Origin of the sequence: Saccharicrinis aurantiacus, from assembly GCF_947489045.1 — a bacterium.
In the GTDB taxonomy this organism is placed as follows: Bacteria; Bacteroidota; Bacteroidia; order Bacteroidales; family Marinilabiliaceae; genus Saccharicrinis; species Saccharicrinis aurantiacus.
In genome coordinates this window covers 709,813-729,920 of sequence record NZ_CANLCN010000001.1, presented here as the reverse complement: position 1 = coordinate 729,920, position 20,108 = coordinate 709,813, and the positions used below count along the sequence as shown (strand labels likewise).

General features: G+C 34.0%; 14 protein-coding genes. 8 read left to right on the top strand and 6 right to left on the bottom strand.

The annotated features are described in order from the left end of the window. The first annotated feature begins 70 nt into the window (after positions 1-70). From QMO11_RS02640 to QMO11_RS02625, 4 genes are all read left to right on the top strand, one after another. Positions 71-1,549: a MutS-related protein gene (locus tag QMO11_RS02640; protein ID WP_282035907.1), complete on the top strand. Its 1,479-nt coding sequence runs from the start codon at positions 71-73 to the stop codon at positions 1,547-1,549. 31 nt (positions 1,550-1,580) lie between these two features. Then, the gene (locus QMO11_RS02635; RefSeq protein WP_282035906.1) at positions 1,581-2,522 is read left to right on the top strand and encodes a hypothetical protein; all 942 of its coding nucleotides are present in this window, start codon (positions 1,581-1,583) and stop codon (positions 2,520-2,522) included. Further along, positions 2,516-3,187 carry an ATP-binding cassette domain-containing protein gene (locus QMO11_RS02630; protein WP_282035905.1) on the top strand — a complete coding sequence of 224 codons (672 nt, stop codon included), beginning with the start codon at positions 2,516-2,518 and terminating at the stop codon, positions 3,185-3,187. The genes QMO11_RS02635 and QMO11_RS02630 overlap by 7 nt, the downstream gene beginning before the upstream one ends. Before the next feature lie 916 nt (positions 3,188-4,103). After that, complete coding sequence (locus QMO11_RS02625) at positions 4,104-5,990, top strand: carboxypeptidase-like regulatory domain-containing protein (RefSeq protein WP_282035904.1); 1,887 nt, start codon at positions 4,104-4,106, stop codon at positions 5,988-5,990. Positions 5,991-6,007: 17 nt separating this feature from the next. On the opposite strand, the gene QMO11_RS02620 is transcribed toward QMO11_RS02625, so the two are convergent. Both QMO11_RS02620 and QMO11_RS02615 read right to left on the bottom strand, forming a co-directional pair. Then, on the bottom strand, positions 6,008-7,045 hold the full coding sequence (locus QMO11_RS02620; RefSeq protein WP_282035903.1) for an NAD(P)/FAD-dependent oxidoreductase: 1,038 nt from the start codon (positions 7,043-7,045) through the stop codon (positions 6,008-6,010). Between the two features lie 165 nt (positions 7,046-7,210). After that, positions 7,211-7,564: a hypothetical protein gene (locus tag QMO11_RS02615; protein WP_282035902.1), complete on the bottom strand. Its 354-nt coding sequence runs from the start codon at positions 7,562-7,564 to the stop codon at positions 7,211-7,213. A 197-nt stretch (positions 7,565-7,761) separates the two neighbouring features. Here QMO11_RS02615 and QMO11_RS02610 point away from each other — a divergent pair, with 197 nt between their 5' ends. The 3 genes from QMO11_RS02610 to QMO11_RS02600 all read left to right on the top strand — a co-directional run bounded on the left by QMO11_RS02610 (position 7,762) and on the right by QMO11_RS02600 (position 12,857). Then, positions 7,762-11,037 (top strand): UvrD-helicase domain-containing protein, encoded by a 3,276-nt coding sequence (locus tag QMO11_RS02610; RefSeq protein ID WP_282035901.1) that lies wholly within the window; start codon positions 7,762-7,764, stop codon positions 11,035-11,037. Positions 11,038-11,207: 170 nt separating this feature from the next. Next, positions 11,208-11,558: a 50S ribosomal protein L19 gene (rplS, locus tag QMO11_RS02605; RefSeq protein ID WP_068473160.1), complete on the top strand. Its 351-nt coding sequence runs from the start codon at positions 11,208-11,210 to the stop codon at positions 11,556-11,558. 660 nt (positions 11,559-12,218) lie between these two features. Continuing rightward, positions 12,219-12,857: a hypothetical protein gene (locus QMO11_RS02600; protein WP_282035900.1), complete on the top strand. Its 639-nt coding sequence runs from the start codon at positions 12,219-12,221 to the stop codon at positions 12,855-12,857. A 97-nt stretch (positions 12,858-12,954) separates the two neighbouring features. On the opposite strand, the gene QMO11_RS02595 is transcribed toward QMO11_RS02600, so the two are convergent. Together QMO11_RS02595 and ald are read right to left on the bottom strand one after the other, a co-directional pair. Further along, positions 12,955-14,328 (bottom strand): cytochrome c peroxidase, encoded by a 1,374-nt coding sequence (locus QMO11_RS02595; RefSeq protein ID WP_282035899.1) that lies wholly within the window; start codon positions 14,326-14,328, stop codon positions 12,955-12,957. A gap of 289 nt (positions 14,329-14,617) precedes the next feature. After that, positions 14,618-15,730, bottom strand: a complete 1,113-nt coding sequence (gene ald / locus QMO11_RS02590; RefSeq protein ID WP_068473524.1) for an alanine dehydrogenase — start codon at positions 15,728-15,730, stop codon at positions 14,618-14,620. 509 nt (positions 15,731-16,239) lie between these two features. Between ald and QMO11_RS02585 the strand changes: the two genes are divergently transcribed. After that, positions 16,240-18,939 carry a hypothetical protein gene (locus QMO11_RS02585; RefSeq protein ID WP_282035898.1) on the top strand — a complete coding sequence of 900 codons (2,700 nt, stop codon included), beginning with the start codon at positions 16,240-16,242 and terminating at the stop codon, positions 18,937-18,939. Positions 18,940-18,954: 15 nt separating this feature from the next. Here the strand turns inward: QMO11_RS02585 and QMO11_RS02580 are convergent, their stop codons facing one another. Continuing rightward, positions 18,955-19,668: a LamG domain-containing protein gene (locus QMO11_RS02580; RefSeq protein ID WP_282035897.1), complete on the bottom strand. Its 714-nt coding sequence runs from the start codon at positions 19,666-19,668 to the stop codon at positions 18,955-18,957. A 30-nt stretch (positions 19,669-19,698) separates the two neighbouring features. Next, the gene (locus QMO11_RS02575; protein ID WP_068473516.1) at positions 19,699-20,106 is read right to left on the bottom strand and encodes a hemerythrin family protein; all 408 of its coding nucleotides are present in this window, start codon (positions 20,104-20,106) and stop codon (positions 19,699-19,701) included. Positions 20,107-20,108: the final 2 nt, after the last annotated feature.

Sequence of the window (20,108 nt, the reverse complement as noted above, 5' to 3'; positions counted from 1 at the left end):
CTTAATTGAAGCATTGGTAAAACAAACTATTACATATTAAATTCTAATACTAACCTCAGGCAAAATATTCATGTCCAACTCAAACATTCAAGCCAAACTTTTCAATTATTCAAAACCTCTCAGCAACTTTGAAACTGATATAAATAACGATTTAAATATTGAAGAAATATTCGCCAAAGTAAATAAAACACAATCGGCTTACGGCGCTCAGTTCTTATACAATTACCTGCTTACTACCAATTACTTTATTGATACAGGTATGATTGAGGAAGATCAGCGTAAGATTGAAAATCTGAGAACGCCAAAACTTGATAACTTATTACAGAAAGCCAATACCTATAGAGATTCACATGTAATTGATTTATTACACGCCAAACTCGAACTCCCCAAATGGATAAAAATATTGGCTATAGTACCAATATTATTATATGCTATTGGATTTGTAGGCATACTCCAGAATAACCTAATAATTTTAAGCATCCCCGCTGCACTTTGCTGCAACACTATCATATATATTTGGAGCAAAAGGGAACTATTATATCATATGTTTGGCCTCTCGGCACTTCGAAAGTTTATTAAAATAGCCAAACATATCCATCAAATAAAATCAGATCTAAAAGGTATTAAATCTGATAGCGCACCCAATTTAAGTATTTCAATAGCACTATTCTTTCAAGATTTAAATAATTCTACGGGCAAAGAACCCATTACAGGAACCATAATTGAAACGCTTAAACTAATTACAAATATCGAGTTCTATTCGTATTGGTATTGCATCAACAAAATACAAGACAACAACAAGTTATTGTTAGATCAATACAATTACATAGGCTACATAGATATGCTTCTATCCCTTTCCTCTATTGAGGAATGTTACAATACATGTAAACCACAATTTACTGATAAAAGCAAAATTGATTTAAAAGATGCCTATCATCCCTTAATAGAAAACTGCGTTACCAACTCTATTTATTCTGAGGATGGTAGAGTATTGATTACAGGGGCTAACATGAGTGGCAAAACCATTTTCTTGAAACAATTGGCGATTAATATCTACCTAGCACAAAAGTTAAACCTTTGCTTTGCCACGCACGCTATTGTACCTAAAGTACCTGTTTATTCATACATTAGCATTTCGGATAGTTTAGCTGAGGGAGAAAGCTATTACTCAAGCGAACTAAATAGAATAAAACACATCATTGCTAGTTGTAAAAAGAAACCTGGCTTAGTTATTATAGATGAAATTTTTAAAGGCACCAACCGTAACGAACAGGTTGCCATGGGATGCAGTGTATTAAAACACTTAAGCAAAACGGCTGCAAACACATTTGCCTCAACCCACGATATTGAATTGGTTAATTTGCTGAATGATTTTGAGAATTACTATTTTGAGATGAAGTACGATAGCAACAATTACTTTTTCGATTACAAAATACAAAAGGGAAATTTACTGCCTAAAAATGCCATTAAACTTGCTGAGATACTTAAACTTGATAAAGAAATTGTTAGCGATGCCAATAAACTTTATACAGAACTGAGTATGCAATAAACAGCCACAACAACATAACTACTCTAATAAAATGCTCACTTTTATAAAACACACCTACAAACTATACTTCAATTTACTTATTCGATTTATAATTGATTTAGGAATAAGGTATACGCTTATTACCTTATTGATTGCTTGCGTGGGTGTAAGTGTATTATTCGCCACAGAAAATGTAATTATTGCTGTTCTGTTAAACTTCTTATTAGTAGCCCTTGTTTTAAGCTCTCGAAAAGACAAGCCCTTTTTAGCTTTACAATCTAAATACGGGAGTATCATCATTGGCATAGATTGTATTTTATTAAGCACCCCCATAATTGTACGTTTATTAATTGAGGGAAAACTAATGCATTTAGCAGTCTATATAGCATTGTTAAGTGTGCTATTTTTAACAGCACCACATATTGATAAAACTTCCGTCTTAAATTTTCCCTTAAAAAAAATAAGCCAACTTAACCTTATTATTAAATCAAATGTTAGAAAGAATTCTGTAGTAATGGCAAGTTTAATGGCACTATTACATTTCTCAGTATTTTTCAATAGCGAGCATCATATTCAGGTTTACATATACCAAGTATTCCTTTTATTTGTATGCCTGCTACCTAGCGAAGCGGATAATAGTTGGCACATCAAAATGTTTGGTTCACCCAAAAACATACTATTAAAAAGGCTGAAAGATTTAAGTACAACATTTGGTATAATTAGTATTGCATGCATTGTGCCTTTTATCCTTAGTAATACCCTCAGTTTTTATATAATCATTTCCTTATCAGGATTACTCTCCATCAATATAAATAGCATTACATCAACACTGTTTGCCTCCAATAAACTACTTACAATTATTACACATTTAGTTAGTGTAAGCTGCATTTTCATAAGTTTCAAACTGCCTTATATTTTAATATTTCAGCTCATTGTATTAACTGCACTAAGCTTTTACACATACAACGCACTTAAAAGTAGATACCAATGGTAGAGATTAATAAACTATCGAAAAAGTACAATAACTACGCTGTATTCGATAACTTTTCGCACAGCTTTAGCAAGGGCATTAACGGCCTAATTGGAAAAAATGGAGCTGGCAAATCCACTTTGTTTAACTGCATTTTTGGCACCGAAAAATATGAGGGAATAATAAATAGATCTTCATCCATTTCTTATTTGCCCTCTAACTTGTATTTCTACCCGCGCATTAGGGGCATTGAGTATATTGAGTTTATATGTGGCGCAAAAAAACAAAAGGTAGATTACACCAAATTAGAGCACTTAAATTCCTTTTTAAAGTTGCCACTAAAAAAATATGCGGCCAATTATTCTACAGGCATGAAACAAAAGCTTGCTTTACTTAGCTTCTATCTATCTAGCGCTGATATATTACTCTTAGACGAACCCTTTAACGGATTAGATATTGAAGCGCAACACATTTGTTCAGAACTAATGTTTCTATTAAAGAAACAATACGACACCATAATTATATCATCTCACATTACATCGCAACTTACCAATACATGCGACAAGATATTCTACCTCAATAATAGTGTCATTTCAAATTCATATCAGAAAAATAATTTCCATTTAATTGAGGATGATATCAACGCGTCGTTTACTGAAATAACAGATCATATTAAAAACTATTTATAAGTTCTCACATTAATAACTTAACACAAATATTTATCTTAAAATGCAATTCAATAAACTAACTACACTTCTCTTTCTACTCCTACCCTTTTATAATAGCTAAAGTAATACTCAAATATCCTTTAAAAATAGAAACTCATGATCAAAGAATTGACCAATTACATAGTATCGCCTCATCATTATATATCAAAATACACAAAACCATTGCTTGTTATTAAATGGATTCTATTTTTGCTATTTATTAATATTTCAATCAAATATCTAATCGCAATTAGCTTTGAAAAAACAGGATTAAGCGAAGCTATATTCGGTCATTTACAAAACTCTAACGAATCAAATTATCTCCTATCTCAAATTATCATATTAGCAGTTGCAGAAGAAATAATATTCAGAGCACCTTTAAAGTATAGCACCTTTATCCCTCCATTATTCCTGTGCTTAATACTAACTTTTACTCTAACAATTTTACGAAACTTTTTAGAAATAGAACATGTCCTTGCAAAGGTCTCCGCCATAGTTATTCCTTTAATTCTTTCAACGTTATTCTATTTTGCTTTTAGAAAACATAAGTTTAATGATCTACTAAAATCTTTTTGGACTAAAAATTTTAAATATATTTTCTTTACAAGTGCGATTCTATTCTCATTACTTCACGCCATAGAGTTCGAAATAAATTCAGTTTTCGTTTTCATTATGGCTCTAATATTCTCTTCAAGTCAGTTTCTAGGCGCTTTAATATACAGTTTCGCTAGAATGAAAATTGGTTTATGGGCATCAATAGTAATACATATACTGTCCAATCTTGGAATTGATTACGTATGGAACCTAGGTGAATATTTATTAGAAACAATAAGTAGTCTTTAACTTTACAAACCAATTCCCTCACATTAATTACTTAACACAACCATTTATCTTAAAAATGCAATCCAATAAACTAACCACACTTCTCTTTCTCCTCCTACCCTTTTGTTTATCTGCCCAAACCATTGAAGGTCGTATCTCAAACAAGGAAACCAAAGAAGCCATTCCCTTTGTTAATGTGAGCCTAAAAGGAACCTATAACGGAACGGTATCAGATAGTAATGGCGATTATAAAATTAATATCCCTAGCAAAAAAACTTATACCCTATGTTTTAGCTGCATTGGTTACGAAACCTTAGAAATTGAGCAAGAGCAGCTCATAAAGCAGCCAAACATTACCTTACAAGCATCCCTTACCAATATTGGCGAAGTTGTGGTAATGCCCGATAGTACATTGCGTAGGTTTTTACGCAAGGCTTATAAAAAGATACCCGATAATTACCCATCAGAACCTAGCTCCTATGAAATTTTCTATCGCGAAGGATTAAAGGATAGCAATGCCAATTATTTGCGATTAACCGAAATATTGGGCACTGCCTATAAATCATCGTATAAAAATAATCAGGATGGCACCATTGAGGTGCATCAATCACGTAAGTACAACAATACTAAAAGAGCTAAAGAATTTAATCTGGTTTATTATGGGGGCATCCATTTAACGCATTCGTCAGATGATGTAAAAGCACGCACTGACTTTTTAAAGCCGCACAATAGTTACAACTACGAGCTAATTGGCATTGATAAATACAATGGTAGAGATGTATACATTATAGCATTTACGCCTAAACCCAATAGAATCAAAAAGAACTACGGTCGCTTTTATATTGATGCACAAACATTGGCTTACATAAAAATTGAGACACATTCTACCAATTATCGAGAAAAGAAACGCTATACTCAAAGACCTGGTTACAAGTGCCTAGGTATCGAATCTACCATTAACTATACCATAAAGGATTCCGTTGCTTATTTTCAATCAATACACCATGAAGAATCTGTAAAGAGAAATAATGACTCTATTTACACCACATTTGCCGATGCAGTGGTGAGTTCAGTACAAATAAACCTTGCTAAAAAAATCAAATACGATCAACAAATACCCATTTCATACATTCCGAGCGTTGAAGCAACAAACTATGCAAATAGCGACTGGAAAAATTACGCAACACTGGCTGATGTGATAAAACTAGATACTCTACAAACAAGTTCTGTTTTTAATGCCCCTGCTCCTAAACCAACATTTACTAGTATAGTAGTAAGTGTATTGCAACGCTTTGAAGTTTCGTTAGGAATTAGTTACGCAGCTTACCAAAAACAAAAAGGCTTACATCAGTTAAGCTACAATAATTTGCAATTTGAAAATCAAATTAACAACTCTGCTGGCAGCGTACTATACGCCTCATCTATTCTTCTTAAACTAACAAAACACCATGGAATTACCTACGATGATGTTTCCAACTTTGGCAGTGATAAAAATAAACTTGTAAACAACTATAGCCTGTGCTACAATTATAGGCTACCTGTTAAAACAATAGGCAAAAATATTTTTATTGATACTCAGCTAGGATATAGCTGGCTCAACTATGGTCAATATACAGGTAAAAGTAAAATAGTGGAGGATTTTAAGTTCGGAGGCAAATCCTTTAATTCAAATGATGTAAAAGCTTACACGGGTTTAAAACAAAATGGATACCAAGCCAATATTAGTGGACTATTTCAAGTAACAAACATACTTTACTTCACTGTTGGTGGAGGATATTTTTCACCCAACAAAACAGAAGAAACACTATACTTTAAAGAAGCAAATGGATTTTTTAAAACAACAGCTAATGAACCATTAAACAATGCCAATATCGAGTACACAATAAACAACAATGCAAGTACCAAAAGTGGTGTTATTAATAATAATTGGCAAGTTTATATGCGCATAGCCATTGTATTATAATTGAAAGGTACAGCACCTCATCTTTCAAATCGCTTCACATTAACTTCAATTGGTATATCAGCTGAATTCAGAATGCTATCCACCATAAGGGCAGAAAAATAAGGAGCGAGCATAACCCCTTTAGCTCCTAATCCATTGAAAATGGCTACTGATCTAAAGTTATTATTATATCCTAAAATGGGTCTGCGGTCTTTTACCGTAGGGCGCACTCCTGCATGCTGATTTACCACTTTGTAAGGAACATCAATAATCTTCTCCAGCTTCAGCTTGAGTTCTTCCAAGGCTTCATTTGTGTTTCGTTCACTTAAATCTTGCCAATTATAAGTGGCGCCAACTTTAAAATAATGATTACCCACAGGGAGCACAAACATGTTTTTGTTTAGTATTTTATCTTGAGGCAATTCTTCAGAATAAATAGTCAACAACTCTCCTTTTACAGGCTTCATCATCTCTAAATCGAAAAACGGATTATCCGTAACTCCCACGCCCTCGCAAAAAACCACCTTTGTATATTCTTTCCCTTTCCAGGTGCAACTATTCTCGCTTGCTACAAAATCATCGTAATTAATAGTAGCCTCTATAAAACAATCTAAAGCTTTCCATTTTTGTTGCAAGGCATCCAACATTACATTTAAATCAACGTAACCGCCTTTATTTACTATACCCGAACCATAAAAAGGTTTTAAGCCTCTCTCACTTATTGCATCACTCGGATCAGCCAAATAAGATGTAAGCGTATTATCCTCACTAATCTTATTCGTCCAAAAATCAAATTCCTCCTGACTAAGCAACTTCGATATGGCTACATTGTAATAGAATTCGCTTTGCAAATCGCGCTCCAGCTCCTTATAAAAGGTATGCATAAAAGGCAAACACTCCTCCACTGCCCAACTTTTGTTCAGCCGGCGAAATACAATCGGATTAATCATTCCTGCCGCTACCCTACTTGCCGTTGGCTTATTGCCACTAACAATGGTAAAGTCAACCCCCTTTTTATACAACTGATACGCTAGTGTGGCACCCGCTAAACCATGCCCTACAATTAATATGCTCATGCTTCATTCTATTTGAGTTGTTAAAACAAGCCTAGTGCAAATTGGTTCTTCAGTTGAGCAAATACTGCAGTAGTAATGGCATCAAAACAGAAAAGCCGTAACTACAAATATGCGGTTACGGCCATCCCGATCTCTAAAACTATTATTGAAGTTGTTTAATAATCCTTACTTTATGTCCTTCATCTCTTTTTGCATGCGCGTAAAAAACGGTTTTAATTCAGCATTAGTTTTACCTGTGATCTCACACATCGTCTGCTTAAAAGCAGCATTTATCTTATTTAACTTCGGCTTAAACTCTTCTTGGTTCAAATCGCCGTTTTTCTTCGCCTTATAAATGGCTTGCAATTCTGTTACGTATTCCGACCGTTCTTTGGTTAAGGTCTTCTTTTGCTTTTTATCTAAATCAAATTCCTCAACTGCTGCTTTAATAAAGTACTCCGACTTCTTTTCTGCAGGCGATTGTGCAAATGACACCATAAATAATGTTGCTAATACTAAACTTGCTAAAATTCTTCTCATATCTCCTCCTATTAGTATGTATTAATAATCTGTATACAAATAAACAAGCTTTATCAATAATGCAATTGCTCATTTTTATCTTCCAATAGCAGTATTTTACCCAATAATTGCTGATCACATGATATTGATATCGGGATAAACCTTTCAATATTTTTAAGATTGCCAATTAATCCTCATTTTAGCAAAAAATTAACTGCATGTCTGAATTAAAAATATACAAAGCTTCCGCTGGATCGGGAAAAACTTACACCCTAACCAAAGAGTACCTTTTTCTATTATATGCCGAGCCAAGCAATTACAGACAAACATTAGCAGTTACCTTTACAAACAAGGCTACGGCCGAAATGAAGCATCGTATCCTTGAAAAGTTATTTCAAATTGCCAGTAATAAATCAAACGATTATGTAGATGATTTGTGTAGTACATTTAAGCTTTCTGAAACAGATGTTAGAAAAAGAGCACGTATTTATTTAAGTCACCTACTACACGACTTTTCTAACTTTTCGGTAAGTACCATTGATAGTTTTTTTCAGCGAATAATAAGATCCTTTGCACGTGAAGCAGGCTTAGATAGCAGCTTTAAAATTGAACTGAATACAAATAAAATATTACAAAAAGCCATTGATCACCTATTAATGAAGGTGGATTTGCCCGAGAATAAAAAACTCAAAGAATGGCTGATTCTGTTTGCCGAGCAAAAACTGAACCTAGGTAAGCACTGGAGTTTAAAAACCGACCTTAATAAATTGGGTGCCGAACTGTTTAACGAGATTGTACAATTCAACAATCAATCTATTCATAATTTATACGATGACTCAGATACTTTGGCCAATTATCTAAAAAGCATCAACGCCATTATTAAGGATTTTGAGGATAAAATTAAAACCATTGGAAATGAGAGCTGTGATGCGATAAAGAAAATCGGACTAGAGTTTGAAGATTTCTATTATAAAGGCGCCGGAACAAGTAAGTACTTTGAAAAGCTTAGGAGTTTAACTGATATCACGCCTGATAAAAACAAAAGAGTGCTCACCTTAATTGACGAGCCTACTAAATGGGGACGCAAGGACAACTCAGCACAAACGACTAGCCAAATAGAAGAAATATATCCGCTTCTCAATAAAAACCTTAAGCAGGCGCTAAATATTATTGAGCAAGATCTTGAAAAATACATCACCGCTCTTTTAATAAAACAGAACTATTTTGCACTGGGTATTATTAATCAAATATCTGAAGAGATAAAGCAAATATGCCGAGACGAGAGTTTATTTTTAATTGCTGATGCTTCTAACTTTTTAAATAAAATCATTGATCAAAACGACACGCCTTTCATTTATGAGAAGATTGGCACACACATCAATAATTATATGATTGATGAATTTCAGGATACTTCTAAATTACAATGGAACAACTTTAAACCACTCATTGAACACTCGCTTTCTACGGCTAACAAAAGCCTTATTGTGGGCGATGTAAAGCAGTCGATATATCGCTGGCGTAATTCCGATTGGAATCTTCTGAACAGCGAAATAATGCACGATTTTGATTACAACTTAAATACCCTAGATTACAATTACAGAAGTGCGGCAAATGTAATTAAGTTTAACAACACCATTTTTTCACACGGCGTTATATTTCTTCAAAATGCCTTTAATACAGTATTCGAAAGCAAGCTAAATACCGAGGAACCCTATGCCGATGATTTAAAGCAAAAAATCATAAATGCCTACTCAAGCGTTCATCAGCATATTGGTGCTAACAACCTCGATAGTGGCGGAAATGTACAAGTAAATTTCATTGCCAAAAAGGAAGAAGAGAATTACACTGAGCAGATGCTTCCGCGATTAACGGAGGCCATTTTTAATGCCAAAGAAAATGGTTTTGATTACAAAGACATTTGTATTTTGGTACGTAAAAAAGGAGAAGGTGAGATTGTTACCAAGAGTTTACTCTCTGGAGAATACGCACCAAACGGAGAACCCATCCCTGTAATCTCCAACGAATCGTTGTTCTTATCATCATCTAGTGCCATCCGTTTTATTGTAGCGCAAGTAAAATATTTACAAAACACCGATAATAAAATTATACGTTCAGAAATTATACTTCTGAAAAACTTACTATTTAATGATAGTAATGAATTGCAACAGGAGATTGGACAATTTTTGAATGATAGTGACGATCAAGATAACTGGATTGACACACTTTTAACACAAAAACAAAAACCACTATTAGAATTAGTTGAATATTTAGTAAACCAATTACCAACTGCGGTTAAAACTGAGCAAGGAACCTTTTTACAGGCTTTTATCAATTGTACCAATCAATTTATTGCAGATGCATATCCGAATATTAGTGCCTTTATTGAATGGTGGGATGACAAAGGAATTTCCGAATCTGTTGCCATTCCGGAGGAGCAAGATGCCATAAAAGTGATGACGATTCACAAGTCTAAAGGGCTTGAATTTGAGGTTGTGCTTCTCCCTTTTTGTAATTGGCCTTTAGATGCCGAAATAAAGTCAGGTACAATTTGGTGTGCTCCAAAAACGGAACCATTCAATAACATCAAACTACTTCCGCTTAATTACACCTCAAAATTGCAAGATTCTGTGTTTAAACAAGAATACTTTACTGAGCTACTTTATCAATATGTTGATAGTATTAATATGCTTTATGTGGCATTTACCAGAGCTTGTAAATCCCTAATTACCTTCAGCAATAAGCCTACAGACACAGCATTTAAGAAGGGGCTTAATTCAATTGCTGATTTACTCTACTTCACCATTAATAACTCAAGCGCTTTGCATACTGAAGATGATGAAAAAGTGGCTCTTAATGAATATTTCGACACAGAAAGCATCGCTTTTAATTATGGCGAACTAAAAATGCAAGCTTCATCACACCATACAGAAAGCGAAATTACTACCCAGAAACTAGAGCCCTTTAACAATCGCCTATTAGAGGATGGTGAAATAAGCATCAAAAGAAATGGCGATCAATATTTCAACACCGATGGAACTACCAGTAAAGTTGATTACGGAAAAATAATGCACTCCGCTTTTGAATATATCCAAACCAAAGAAGACATTAGTTTTGCCTTGGATAAGTTAGTATTTGAAGGAAAAATAAACCACACTGAAAAGCAGAATTTAACAATAGAAATTGAAAACCTCTTAAATAAAGCGGAAGTATCTGAATGGTTTAATGGCGCTAACGAAATAAAAAACGAAGTTGATATCTTAGCTAAAAACAGTACCGCTCGTCCTGATAGAGTAGTTATTGCAAAAGACAAAACATACGTAATTGATTATAAGTTTGGTGAACTAGAAGATGCATCCCACACAAAACAAATACTGTTTTACATACAACAGCTCAACAAAATGGGCTATAAAAATGTAATAGGCTACATTTGGTACATTAGTCTGGATAAAATTACGGAGGTAAAGAATGAAGCGATACAAGGTTCTTTATTTTAACTGAATAACGACAATGAAATTATTAAAAAATAAACAGCTATAAATATTTCATTTACAATATAAAAACATTAATTTTGCGCCCGATTAATATAATCTGCATGTAATCTCTTATTAAACAAGTTGTTTACGTAATATTGCATGTATTTGTTAAATGCTTAAGATTTATTAAAATGGATTTAATTAAAGTTGCTGAAAGCGCATTTAAAACTGATACTGCAGAATGGCCTGCTTTTGGATCAGGGGACACAGTTTCTATTTCTTACAAAATTAAAGAGGGAAATAAAGAGCGTATCCAAATTTTTAAAGGAGTTGTTATCCAAACTAAAGGTACAGGAGCTACTAAAATGGTAACTGTTCGTAAAATTTCTGGTAACATTGGTGTTGAGAGAATTTTTCCAATCAACTCACCTTTAATTGACAATGTAGAAGTAAACCGTCATGGTAAAGTACGTAGAAAACGTATTTACTATCTACGTGATTTAACTGGTAAAAAAGCCAGAATCAAAGAAAGAAGATTATAAGTTATTCTTCATAAAGGTACCGCAATCTGAAAAGTTTGCGGTATTTTTTTGCCCATTTTTTTTAGCTGTAGATTCTCCGCCAAGAGCTTAATTAAATTCCAATCGTACAAACATAAACTAAGAGAAATATTCTCTCTAAATGTATTTATACAAAAAAAGGAAAGCTACCATTGTAACTTTCCTTCTTCTAACCTAAACCCTAATCTATGAAAAAAAACTTCTTATGTCTGTTTTGTATGTTTGAGTTCTTTTAAAAATCGGAATGCCGAAACGACATTCCGATCTAAACCTAAACCCTAACCTAATCTATGAAAAACTCTCTCATGCTCTTCGTAATAGTATTTATCAAAGCCTATGCCAATAATTACCCAAATACATTCCTTTAACTTCTATTAATACAATTGAGTATTCAATTGCTTAATCTTCTCAATATTTAACATCATCTTTATTTTTGAGAGCCCCTTTAGTACTTTAATATAAGAGTAAATGAAACTTGAAGGATTTCAAGTTCATAAATATTCACTCATTTACAGATAGAGAAAAATTACTAAAACCCATTATTTTTATCATAAGCGTTAACGTGATATAATATTTATTTAAAAGTATCAAATTACTTTAATACCTGTTTTATTGGTAAAGTTATTGTAAAGCACTTGCCATATGAACAACATAACTAATACACGCAAGTGTCCTTTAATACGAATTAAGGACTTGAGGAAACATGGGCTTATAATAATTGGGCTGCTTTTTTTAACTAATATTTATGCACAAGAACCAACCGAGCGTTTTGAACTTGATGCTCCAACAAAAACTACCGGTATAATCAACAACCTAGGAATTCAGCTATTCAATACTGCTGGTTACGATGATATAGAAGCAAGTTTTTGGGCTTCTGTGAGTAATAACCCTCGTCACAACGTAAACTTACGTTTATCACACCACAGGTTTGAAGGAGAATATTTCGGAATTGGACTGGGTTATGGATATGAATTTTATGCCAACAACCATTTATTCCTACCCTACTCAACGTACAATCACAATGTAGAAACTTGGAATAATGGAGCTCTTGTAAACGGTTTATATTACTCATATGGCGGTAGGTTTGATTTTGCAGTAGGTACAACTACCAATTTTACAAGAGGTACATATTCTAATAATTCTTTATGGCTTGATGCATACTACAACATAAAAGCTTTAGGTGGAATTCAACTGGGGGTAGAATATTGTGTAATGGCAGATACTAAAGATGTATACTGGGGTATTATTTTACAAAAAACACTCTGGAGAAGAAACAAATAACTTAGCGATATAAACTAAATAGCCCCTAGTAAATCAATAGACTTACTAGGGGCTATTCTTTTATAATAAACTGAATTAGTCTTGTAAAACTAATAGTCTACAAAGACTGTCCGTTATATTCTCCCGTTAAGGACTCTAGGAATTCAGTAATCAATGTAATTTCCTCTTGTGTTACATTTTCTTTTACTTGATATTTAGCCATTGCAGAAACAGCTTCTTCCAAGCTATTTGCCGAAGCATCGTGAAAATATGGAGCTGTTAAAGCAATATTTCTTAAGGTTGGTGTTTTCTGCTTAAAGTTATCCTTTTCATCACCTGTGAATTTTGCTCTTCCCTTATCTGCAGTTTCAATACTAGAACCTCTTAGCGCAAATCCATTATCAAATATACCCATGTGCTCAAACGACTGTCCTCCTATTGCTTCACCAACGTGACAACTAACACAACCTACTCTTTTAAATACATCATAACCCTCAGCCTGACGGACAGTAATCGCATCTTTATCACCTTTTAAATATTTATCAAATGGCGCATTGGGAGTTACTAAAGTTTTTTCAAACTCAGCAATAGCATCAGTAATTGAATTTTGAGTGATTCCTTCTGTATATAAATTAGCAAATTGCTTTACCAATTCCTTATCAGCACTTAAACGCTCTACAATATCATCAAACGAGTTATTTCCCATTTCTTTGGCATCCATTGGAGGTCCGGCAGCCTGAGCTTGTAAATCATGTGCACGACCATCCCAAAACTGAGCTAAATTATAAACTGCATTATAAACAGTTGGGGAATTAATAGGCCCTTCTTGATCATGAATACCGATAGAAACTGGTAATTGGTCTGTACCACCCTTTGCCAAATCATGACAAGTTGCGCATGAAATTGTGTTATTCGCAGATAAACGCGTATCGTGAAACAATTGATTACCTAAAGCAACTTTATTTGCATCTACAGCAAACTCCGTTTCAATTGGTCTAATTGGTTCTAAGGCAAATTCAGCAGAAGCGCTCATCGATTTATAGTTATTCATTCTCTCATGAGCAACCCATTTTTTAATAACTTCAGCCTCATTTTTCTTAATATTAGCACCCCAGTGAATAGCAGTATAGGGTTTAGGAGGCATTGTATTGGCATCAACCGCATGCTCAATCTTTGCTAAATCAACTTCTCCAACCAATCCGTCATTCTCTAGCGTAGCCACTACATCATCTAATAACAGACTTCGCTTTCCGAATTCCATATCCTTTTTAATTGTTTCTCCAATAATAGGAAGTACTGAATATGGTGGAGCAACCGAATTTACGGAGTGACATGCCATACAGTCATTATCTTTCAATACGGCTAGAGCCTGGTTTCTTACCGATTCCGTAGCGTGTTCCAGATGATATGTGTGATCACTAAATAAATTGTAAGCAATTGGAATCATAATAACTACGATAGCCAAAATAATAATAAGCTTTTTGTTCTTCATTCTTTAATATGTCTATTTTTTATTTTAAAGGTAATTATAAGCTTGGTATACTACATAGAAATAGTCAATTGAAGGATACGGCTGCAAAAATAAAAAATATAAATCATTAATTAAACAGCTCGAACATTGTTAATTAACAATTAAAACAACCTTAAGAAAAGACAAAAAAAGCCGGCTTTACCCCTAAAGCCGGCTTCTAACCTATAATTAACCTATATTAATAAATCCACTTCAAATTTAGATATCAAAATGGAATCTATTACAATTTAACATTCAACTTAAAGTTGAATTACAGTACCTCATCAAGAGGTACATATGGAATATCAAAAGCATCTGATACAGCCTTATAAACTACATCACCTTTGATAATATTTAATCCTAATCTTAAGGCAGAATCCTCTTTACAAGCTTGCTCCCACCCCTTATTTGCTAATTTAATGGCATAAGGAAGTGTTGCATTTGTAAGTGCCATGGTAGATGTAAACGGAACTGCACCTGGCATATTAGCAACTGTATAATGAATAATATCATCAACCATATAAGTTGGATCTTGATGCGTGGTAGGTTTTGACGTTTCAAAACATCCACCTTGATCTATTGCCACATCCACCAAAACTGTTCCTTGTTGCATAGTCGGCAACATATCACGCGTAATCAATTTCGGAGCTTTTGCTCCAGGAATCAATACTGCACCAATAATTAAATCAACATTCTGAACAAACTCACGCATACGCATTTCGTTTGGAACTAAAGTTTTCACATTAGCAGGCATAATATCATCTAACTGACGTAATCGCTCTAAGCTTAAATCCATAATAGTTACATCAGCACCTAATCCTGCAGCCATTTTTGCCGCCTGAGTACCTACTATTCCACCACCGATTACTAATACTTTGGCCGGAGGTACTCCTGGAACTCCGCCTAACAACACCCCACGTCCGCCATAAGTACGCTCTAAATACTTAGCGCCTTCTTGCGTAGCCATTCTTCCTGCTACTTCCGACATAGGTATCAACAAAGGTAACTTTCTATCCGGAGTTTCAACCGTTTCATAACTTAAACAAACCGCTTTTTGCTCAATCATAGCCCTAGTTAATGGCTCACACGAAGCAAAATGGAAATATGTAAATAATAATTGATTTTCTTTAATCAATTTATATTCTGGTTCTATTGGTTCTTTTACCTTCACAATCATATCTGCAATGCCATAAACATCTTCGATAGTTGGTAAAATTTTTGCGCCCGCTTTTTCATAATCCTCATCAAAAAAGTCGGTACCTATACCTGCTGTTGATTGCACATAAACAGTATGTCCTGCTTTAACCATCTCCAAAACCCCTGCTGGAGTCATACCGACCCTATTCTCGGCTGGCTTTATCTCTTTAGGAACTCCTATAATCATAGCTTAACGCATTAAAAAGTTATTGTTGTTTTTAAGTATTAATGATGTTTCAAATTAAATAAGAAGTTTGAATTTGAGAAATGAATATTATCACTGAAAAACGATGTTTAAAATCATATTATTAAACAAGGGGGTTGTTTGCAATATTTTTATATTATAAGCCATTTTAAAACATACAAACAGGGGTGTTTGTGAAATAAATGCACTTTTATAGATAAAATACACCCATTACGCACCCCTAACTCACAAAAAGAATCATTTTAAATACCCCGCTCCTATTTTATTAATATATCGCGCAAATACTTTTCACTTTTTGCTCATAAATGATAAAACGGCTTTATAGTATTTCCACTCTAGTACTCTCGCATTAACGCATATAGCTTTTTGATAACAGAATAATGAGAATTCATAAAAGATCATGATGGATTCAATATAAATTAATTAATTTTAATAAAGTCTATCATTACCATAGTAGTAGCACTCATATACAGATTAATAACACGCGTATTATGAAAACAAGAACCAACAAATCATTAATCGCATTATTCCTTTTCTATATTTTACTCTCGGTTAATGCAACGGGACAGAAATTTAATGGTCAAATCAGCTTTACAAGCGGAGCCCCTTGCTCCAACGTAAAAGTTGACATATATAATAATATTAATCCAGATAAGGTTTCAAGCACAACGAGTGACGAAAATGGAAACTATGCACTTGACCTCTCTGATATTTTTTCGAAGCACATTAAATATGCCTATGCTGTGGTTGACTGGCACTCTCAAATTATGAATTTTAATGTGGCACTAAAGAGTCAATCTAAATTAAGACTTGCCATCTATGACATTTCAGGAAGAGAAATTGACTTAATTATAAACAAAGATTTTGGTGCAGGTGTACATCAATTCTCGTATAACTGTTCAAACATAAAAGACTTTCTTGAAAACAAAATGTACTTTGTCAATTTTAAGTCTTCAAATAATAGCAAAAGTGTAAAGCTAATTCAGGCAGTAACTAATAGACTCGATTTCTACATTGAGGAATCAAATAGTAATGATTTAAGCACAACCGATTATAACAACTCCCTTTTTACAGCAACAATAAGTGGTGAAGGATTTCCTACCCACACAATACGCAATTTAAAGGCAAGCAATGAAACACAAAACTTCATTATTAATAAGGACACATTCTTACCTTTCCAATGCGGTCAGAAGTTTATAGAACAGCATAATGGCGATAAGAACATTCCATTTTATATAAAGGGCATCAACCTTGGAGCTGCAATCCCAGGAACTAGTCCTGCAGAAATGGCTCCCTCTAAAGAGTTATATGCAAAATGGTTTAAGATGATGGCCAACGCAGGCTATAATACAATTAGAATTTACACCATTCATTACCCTCGTTTTTATGAAGCCCTAAAGGAATTTAATGATGCCAATCAAGGAACTCCACTATACTTGATGCCAGGCGCATGGCTTGATGAGGAATATGAAAAGCCTACCGATTTTTATACTAGCGAAATTTGGTTCGTGAGAGATATAAATGAGAGTACCGAATTTGAAAAAATGCCATTAATGGATTACTTCGATGAACGAATTAGAGAAGCTATAGACGTAATACATGGAAATGCCAATTTACCCGAAAGATGGGGATGGGCATCAGGAAACTATACTGCAGATGTTTCTGAGTGGGTTATTGGCTACATAATTGGAAGAGAAATTTCTCCACACGAAGTAATCGAAACAGATGACGCCAATCCTGATATCAACTCTTACAATGGATTATCATTTAGTATTAACAATGCTAGTCCTACCGAGGCATGGGCTACAGAGCGCTTAGACAAAGCTGTTAACTACGAGATAGAAAAGTACAACCAACAGCATCCCATCAGTTTTTCAAGCTGGCCAACTTTAGACCCTTTGGATCATCCCACCGAAATAGGAGATGAAGATCTCACACAAATCGACCTAAACCACATAAACGAAGACAATGCCCCAGCAGGTTACTTTGCTAGCTATCATGCTTACACGTATTTTCCTGATTTTATATCATGTGATCCAGACTACCAAGAATATAGCGACTATGAAGGCTCAAACAGTTACTTAGGCTATTTAAACGATTTAAAAAACCATTACAATAACCGTCCCCTATTGATAGCCGAATTTGGTATACCCAATGGTTGGGGTGTTGTTAGATATAGTTCAAATGAAATGCATCAAGGGGGTGCCAATGAAGAAACTCAGGCTGCACAAACAATAAGAATGATGCATAACATTAAAGATGCAGATTGCGCAGGCGCAATACAGTTTGCCTGGATAGATGAGTGGTTTAAGGTAACCTGGATTTATCAGGAAAATGTAAATCCAGATACTCGATTACATTGGCATAATCTGTATAATCCAGAACAAAATTTTGGAATGATTACCTATATTCCTGAGGAAGCAGAATATTCAAATTACGATCAAGATTCCAAATCAGAAAAAATCAAAAACATTAAGCTAGATTCTGATATTGAAGGCTTCTACATTCAACTAGAACTTAAATCAGAACTTACAACAACAGATACTCTTTGGTTAGCATTGGATACCTACGATAAAAATAAAGGTGAGTCTATATTACCTAATAAAGAACCCGTGAATAATAGAGCTGAATTTTGTGTGAGACTTACTAATAAAGGAGGCAATTTATTTGTTACCAAGGCCTATGACATGTTTGGTATTGGCCTTGAAGGATACCCTGTTGAAGGTCAACATTTCTATTCTACAAAAAGTGATGGCTTAGGCTGGAATAAAGTATTATGGCGAAATAAACAAGAAGATGACTATTGTGCCGGAAGCGAATTTGATGCCAGCAAATTAAAATTAAGAGAAGGCAAAAACCCAATTAGAGAAGATGCTGTAATTATTAACGAAAACATTATTACCATAAAACTACCATGGCCCATTATTAACTTCAATAATCCTGCTCAAATGGAAGTTATGGATATATTAGATTATGAACCTAGAAGAGGTACTGGAAAAAACAACAAACAAGTAGAAACGTCTGATGGAATTGCGGTTACTGTTTTCTTTGAGGATTCAATGATTGAAACAGAAAGGTATAAATGGGAGAAATGGGATTCCGGTTCAATGCCATATACCAAAGAACACGTAAAATCCTCATTCTATATTATCAAAGAATCGTTAAAAAAATTTGAAACCTACTTTGAATAAAACAAATTTAAGTAACTAAAATGCCCTATAATTAAATGAGGTTATAACTACCTCAAATGGTTCTTGTTCTTCAACAGGAGATTTAATCAACCAAAGATTCATCCTGAACTTAGCTTGCTTTAGATTAAAGGCTTTTGGCCTTCTAAAAACACTATTCTGAAGCAAATTGAGAGGGTTAGTAGCATAACTACTTATGAAAATACTATCAGAGTACACCTTAAAAATGTGCTTCGTTTCATCTTGCACCTTGGGCAAATCGAATCTATTAACAATAAAGTCTTTATTAGAGTGTACTACATGCTGAGCATTTAACCCCTCAGGTACATTCCATTTAGATAACTCAAAATCAATTTCATTATAGGATGGTGGATTTTCCGTATCATATAAAAATAAGCCAAACACAACATTATTCGGTATAGTATTATTACTGTAGAAACTAACCTCGTAAACCCCTTCTTTCAATATAGAATCTGTAATCACTTCTGCACACGACCAATGTGTTTGTTTCTTTTTTAAACTTAGGTGAAGGTTTCCTAATCGATCTACAAAAACATTTTTCTTGTGCAAACCAAAATAATTAGGTCCAGGCCCAACCTTTATACTAGTCACCTTCTCAACCCACAAAAAATTGCTGAATCTTATCAAACCATCCTCAGCTATATAGCACTGACTTTTAGCTTCGGTAAAAAGCATACATGAAACATAAAACAACAGAAGCCTTAGAATCATAAAGTCAATTTTAATAATCTACGAACTAGTTCAATTTTTATCAAAATTAAATGCACGTACCTCTTTTAATAGCTCATCATGCTCAATCACAATATGCGACACCAACCATTTTTTCATGAAAATAATTATTCGAGGAATGATGGTGGTATTACGCATTCTATACTCTTGTTGAAATTGTTTTAACTTTTGATGAAAATATTGATGATGCTCTTTATGTAAATCCTCATTTGTATAAGCAACTTCGTGCATAACATTTTCTTCGAATTCAAAAACACTAACATACTCTGTGAGTACATCTAAAAGAAATTCTACATCAACAAACTCTTCAGACATTGAATTACTAGTACTTATTACATCCTTAAACTTACGGTCTTGGGCACATAATAGGTCTAGAATCATCTCTACTCTTCCGCTAATATTATTTTGTTGTAATTCCATCT

Coding starts and splice junctions, on each gene's coding strand:
- QMO11_RS02585 (WP_282035898.1), top strand. CDS start 16,240: ATGAAAACAAGAACCAACAAATCATTAATCGCATTATTCCTTTTCTAT.
- QMO11_RS02625 (WP_282035904.1), top strand. CDS start 4,104: ATGCAATCCAATAAACTAACCACACTTCTCTTTCTCCTCCTACCCTTT.
- QMO11_RS02610 (WP_282035901.1), top strand. CDS start 7,762: ATGTCTGAATTAAAAATATACAAAGCTTCCGCTGGATCGGGAAAAACT.
- QMO11_RS02630 (WP_282035905.1), top strand. CDS start 2,516: ATGGTAGAGATTAATAAACTATCGAAAAAGTACAATAACTACGCTGTA.
- QMO11_RS02595 (WP_282035899.1), bottom strand. CDS start 14,328: ATGAAGAACAAAAAGCTTATTATTATTTTGGCTATCGTAGTTATTATG.
- QMO11_RS02635 (WP_282035906.1), top strand. CDS start 1,581: ATGCTCACTTTTATAAAACACACCTACAAACTATACTTCAATTTACTT.
- QMO11_RS02640 (WP_282035907.1), top strand. CDS start 71: ATGTCCAACTCAAACATTCAAGCCAAACTTTTCAATTATTCAAAACCT.
- rplS (WP_068473160.1), top strand. CDS start 11,208: ATGGATTTAATTAAAGTTGCTGAAAGCGCATTTAAAACTGATACTGCA.
- QMO11_RS02580 (WP_282035897.1), bottom strand. CDS start 19,668: ATGATTCTAAGGCTTCTGTTGTTTTATGTTTCATGTATGCTTTTTACC.
- QMO11_RS02600 (WP_282035900.1), top strand. CDS start 12,219: ATGAACAACATAACTAATACACGCAAGTGTCCTTTAATACGAATTAAG.
- QMO11_RS02620 (WP_282035903.1), bottom strand. CDS start 7,045: ATGAGCATATTAATTGTAGGGCATGGTTTAGCGGGTGCCACACTAGCG.
- ald (WP_068473524.1), bottom strand. CDS start 15,730: ATGATTATAGGAGTTCCTAAAGAGATAAAGCCAGCCGAGAATAGGGTC.
- QMO11_RS02575 (WP_068473516.1), bottom strand. CDS start 20,106: ATGGAATTACAACAAAATAATATTAGCGGAAGAGTAGAGATGATTCTA.
- QMO11_RS02615 (WP_282035902.1), bottom strand. CDS start 7,564: ATGAGAAGAATTTTAGCAAGTTTAGTATTAGCAACATTATTTATGGTG.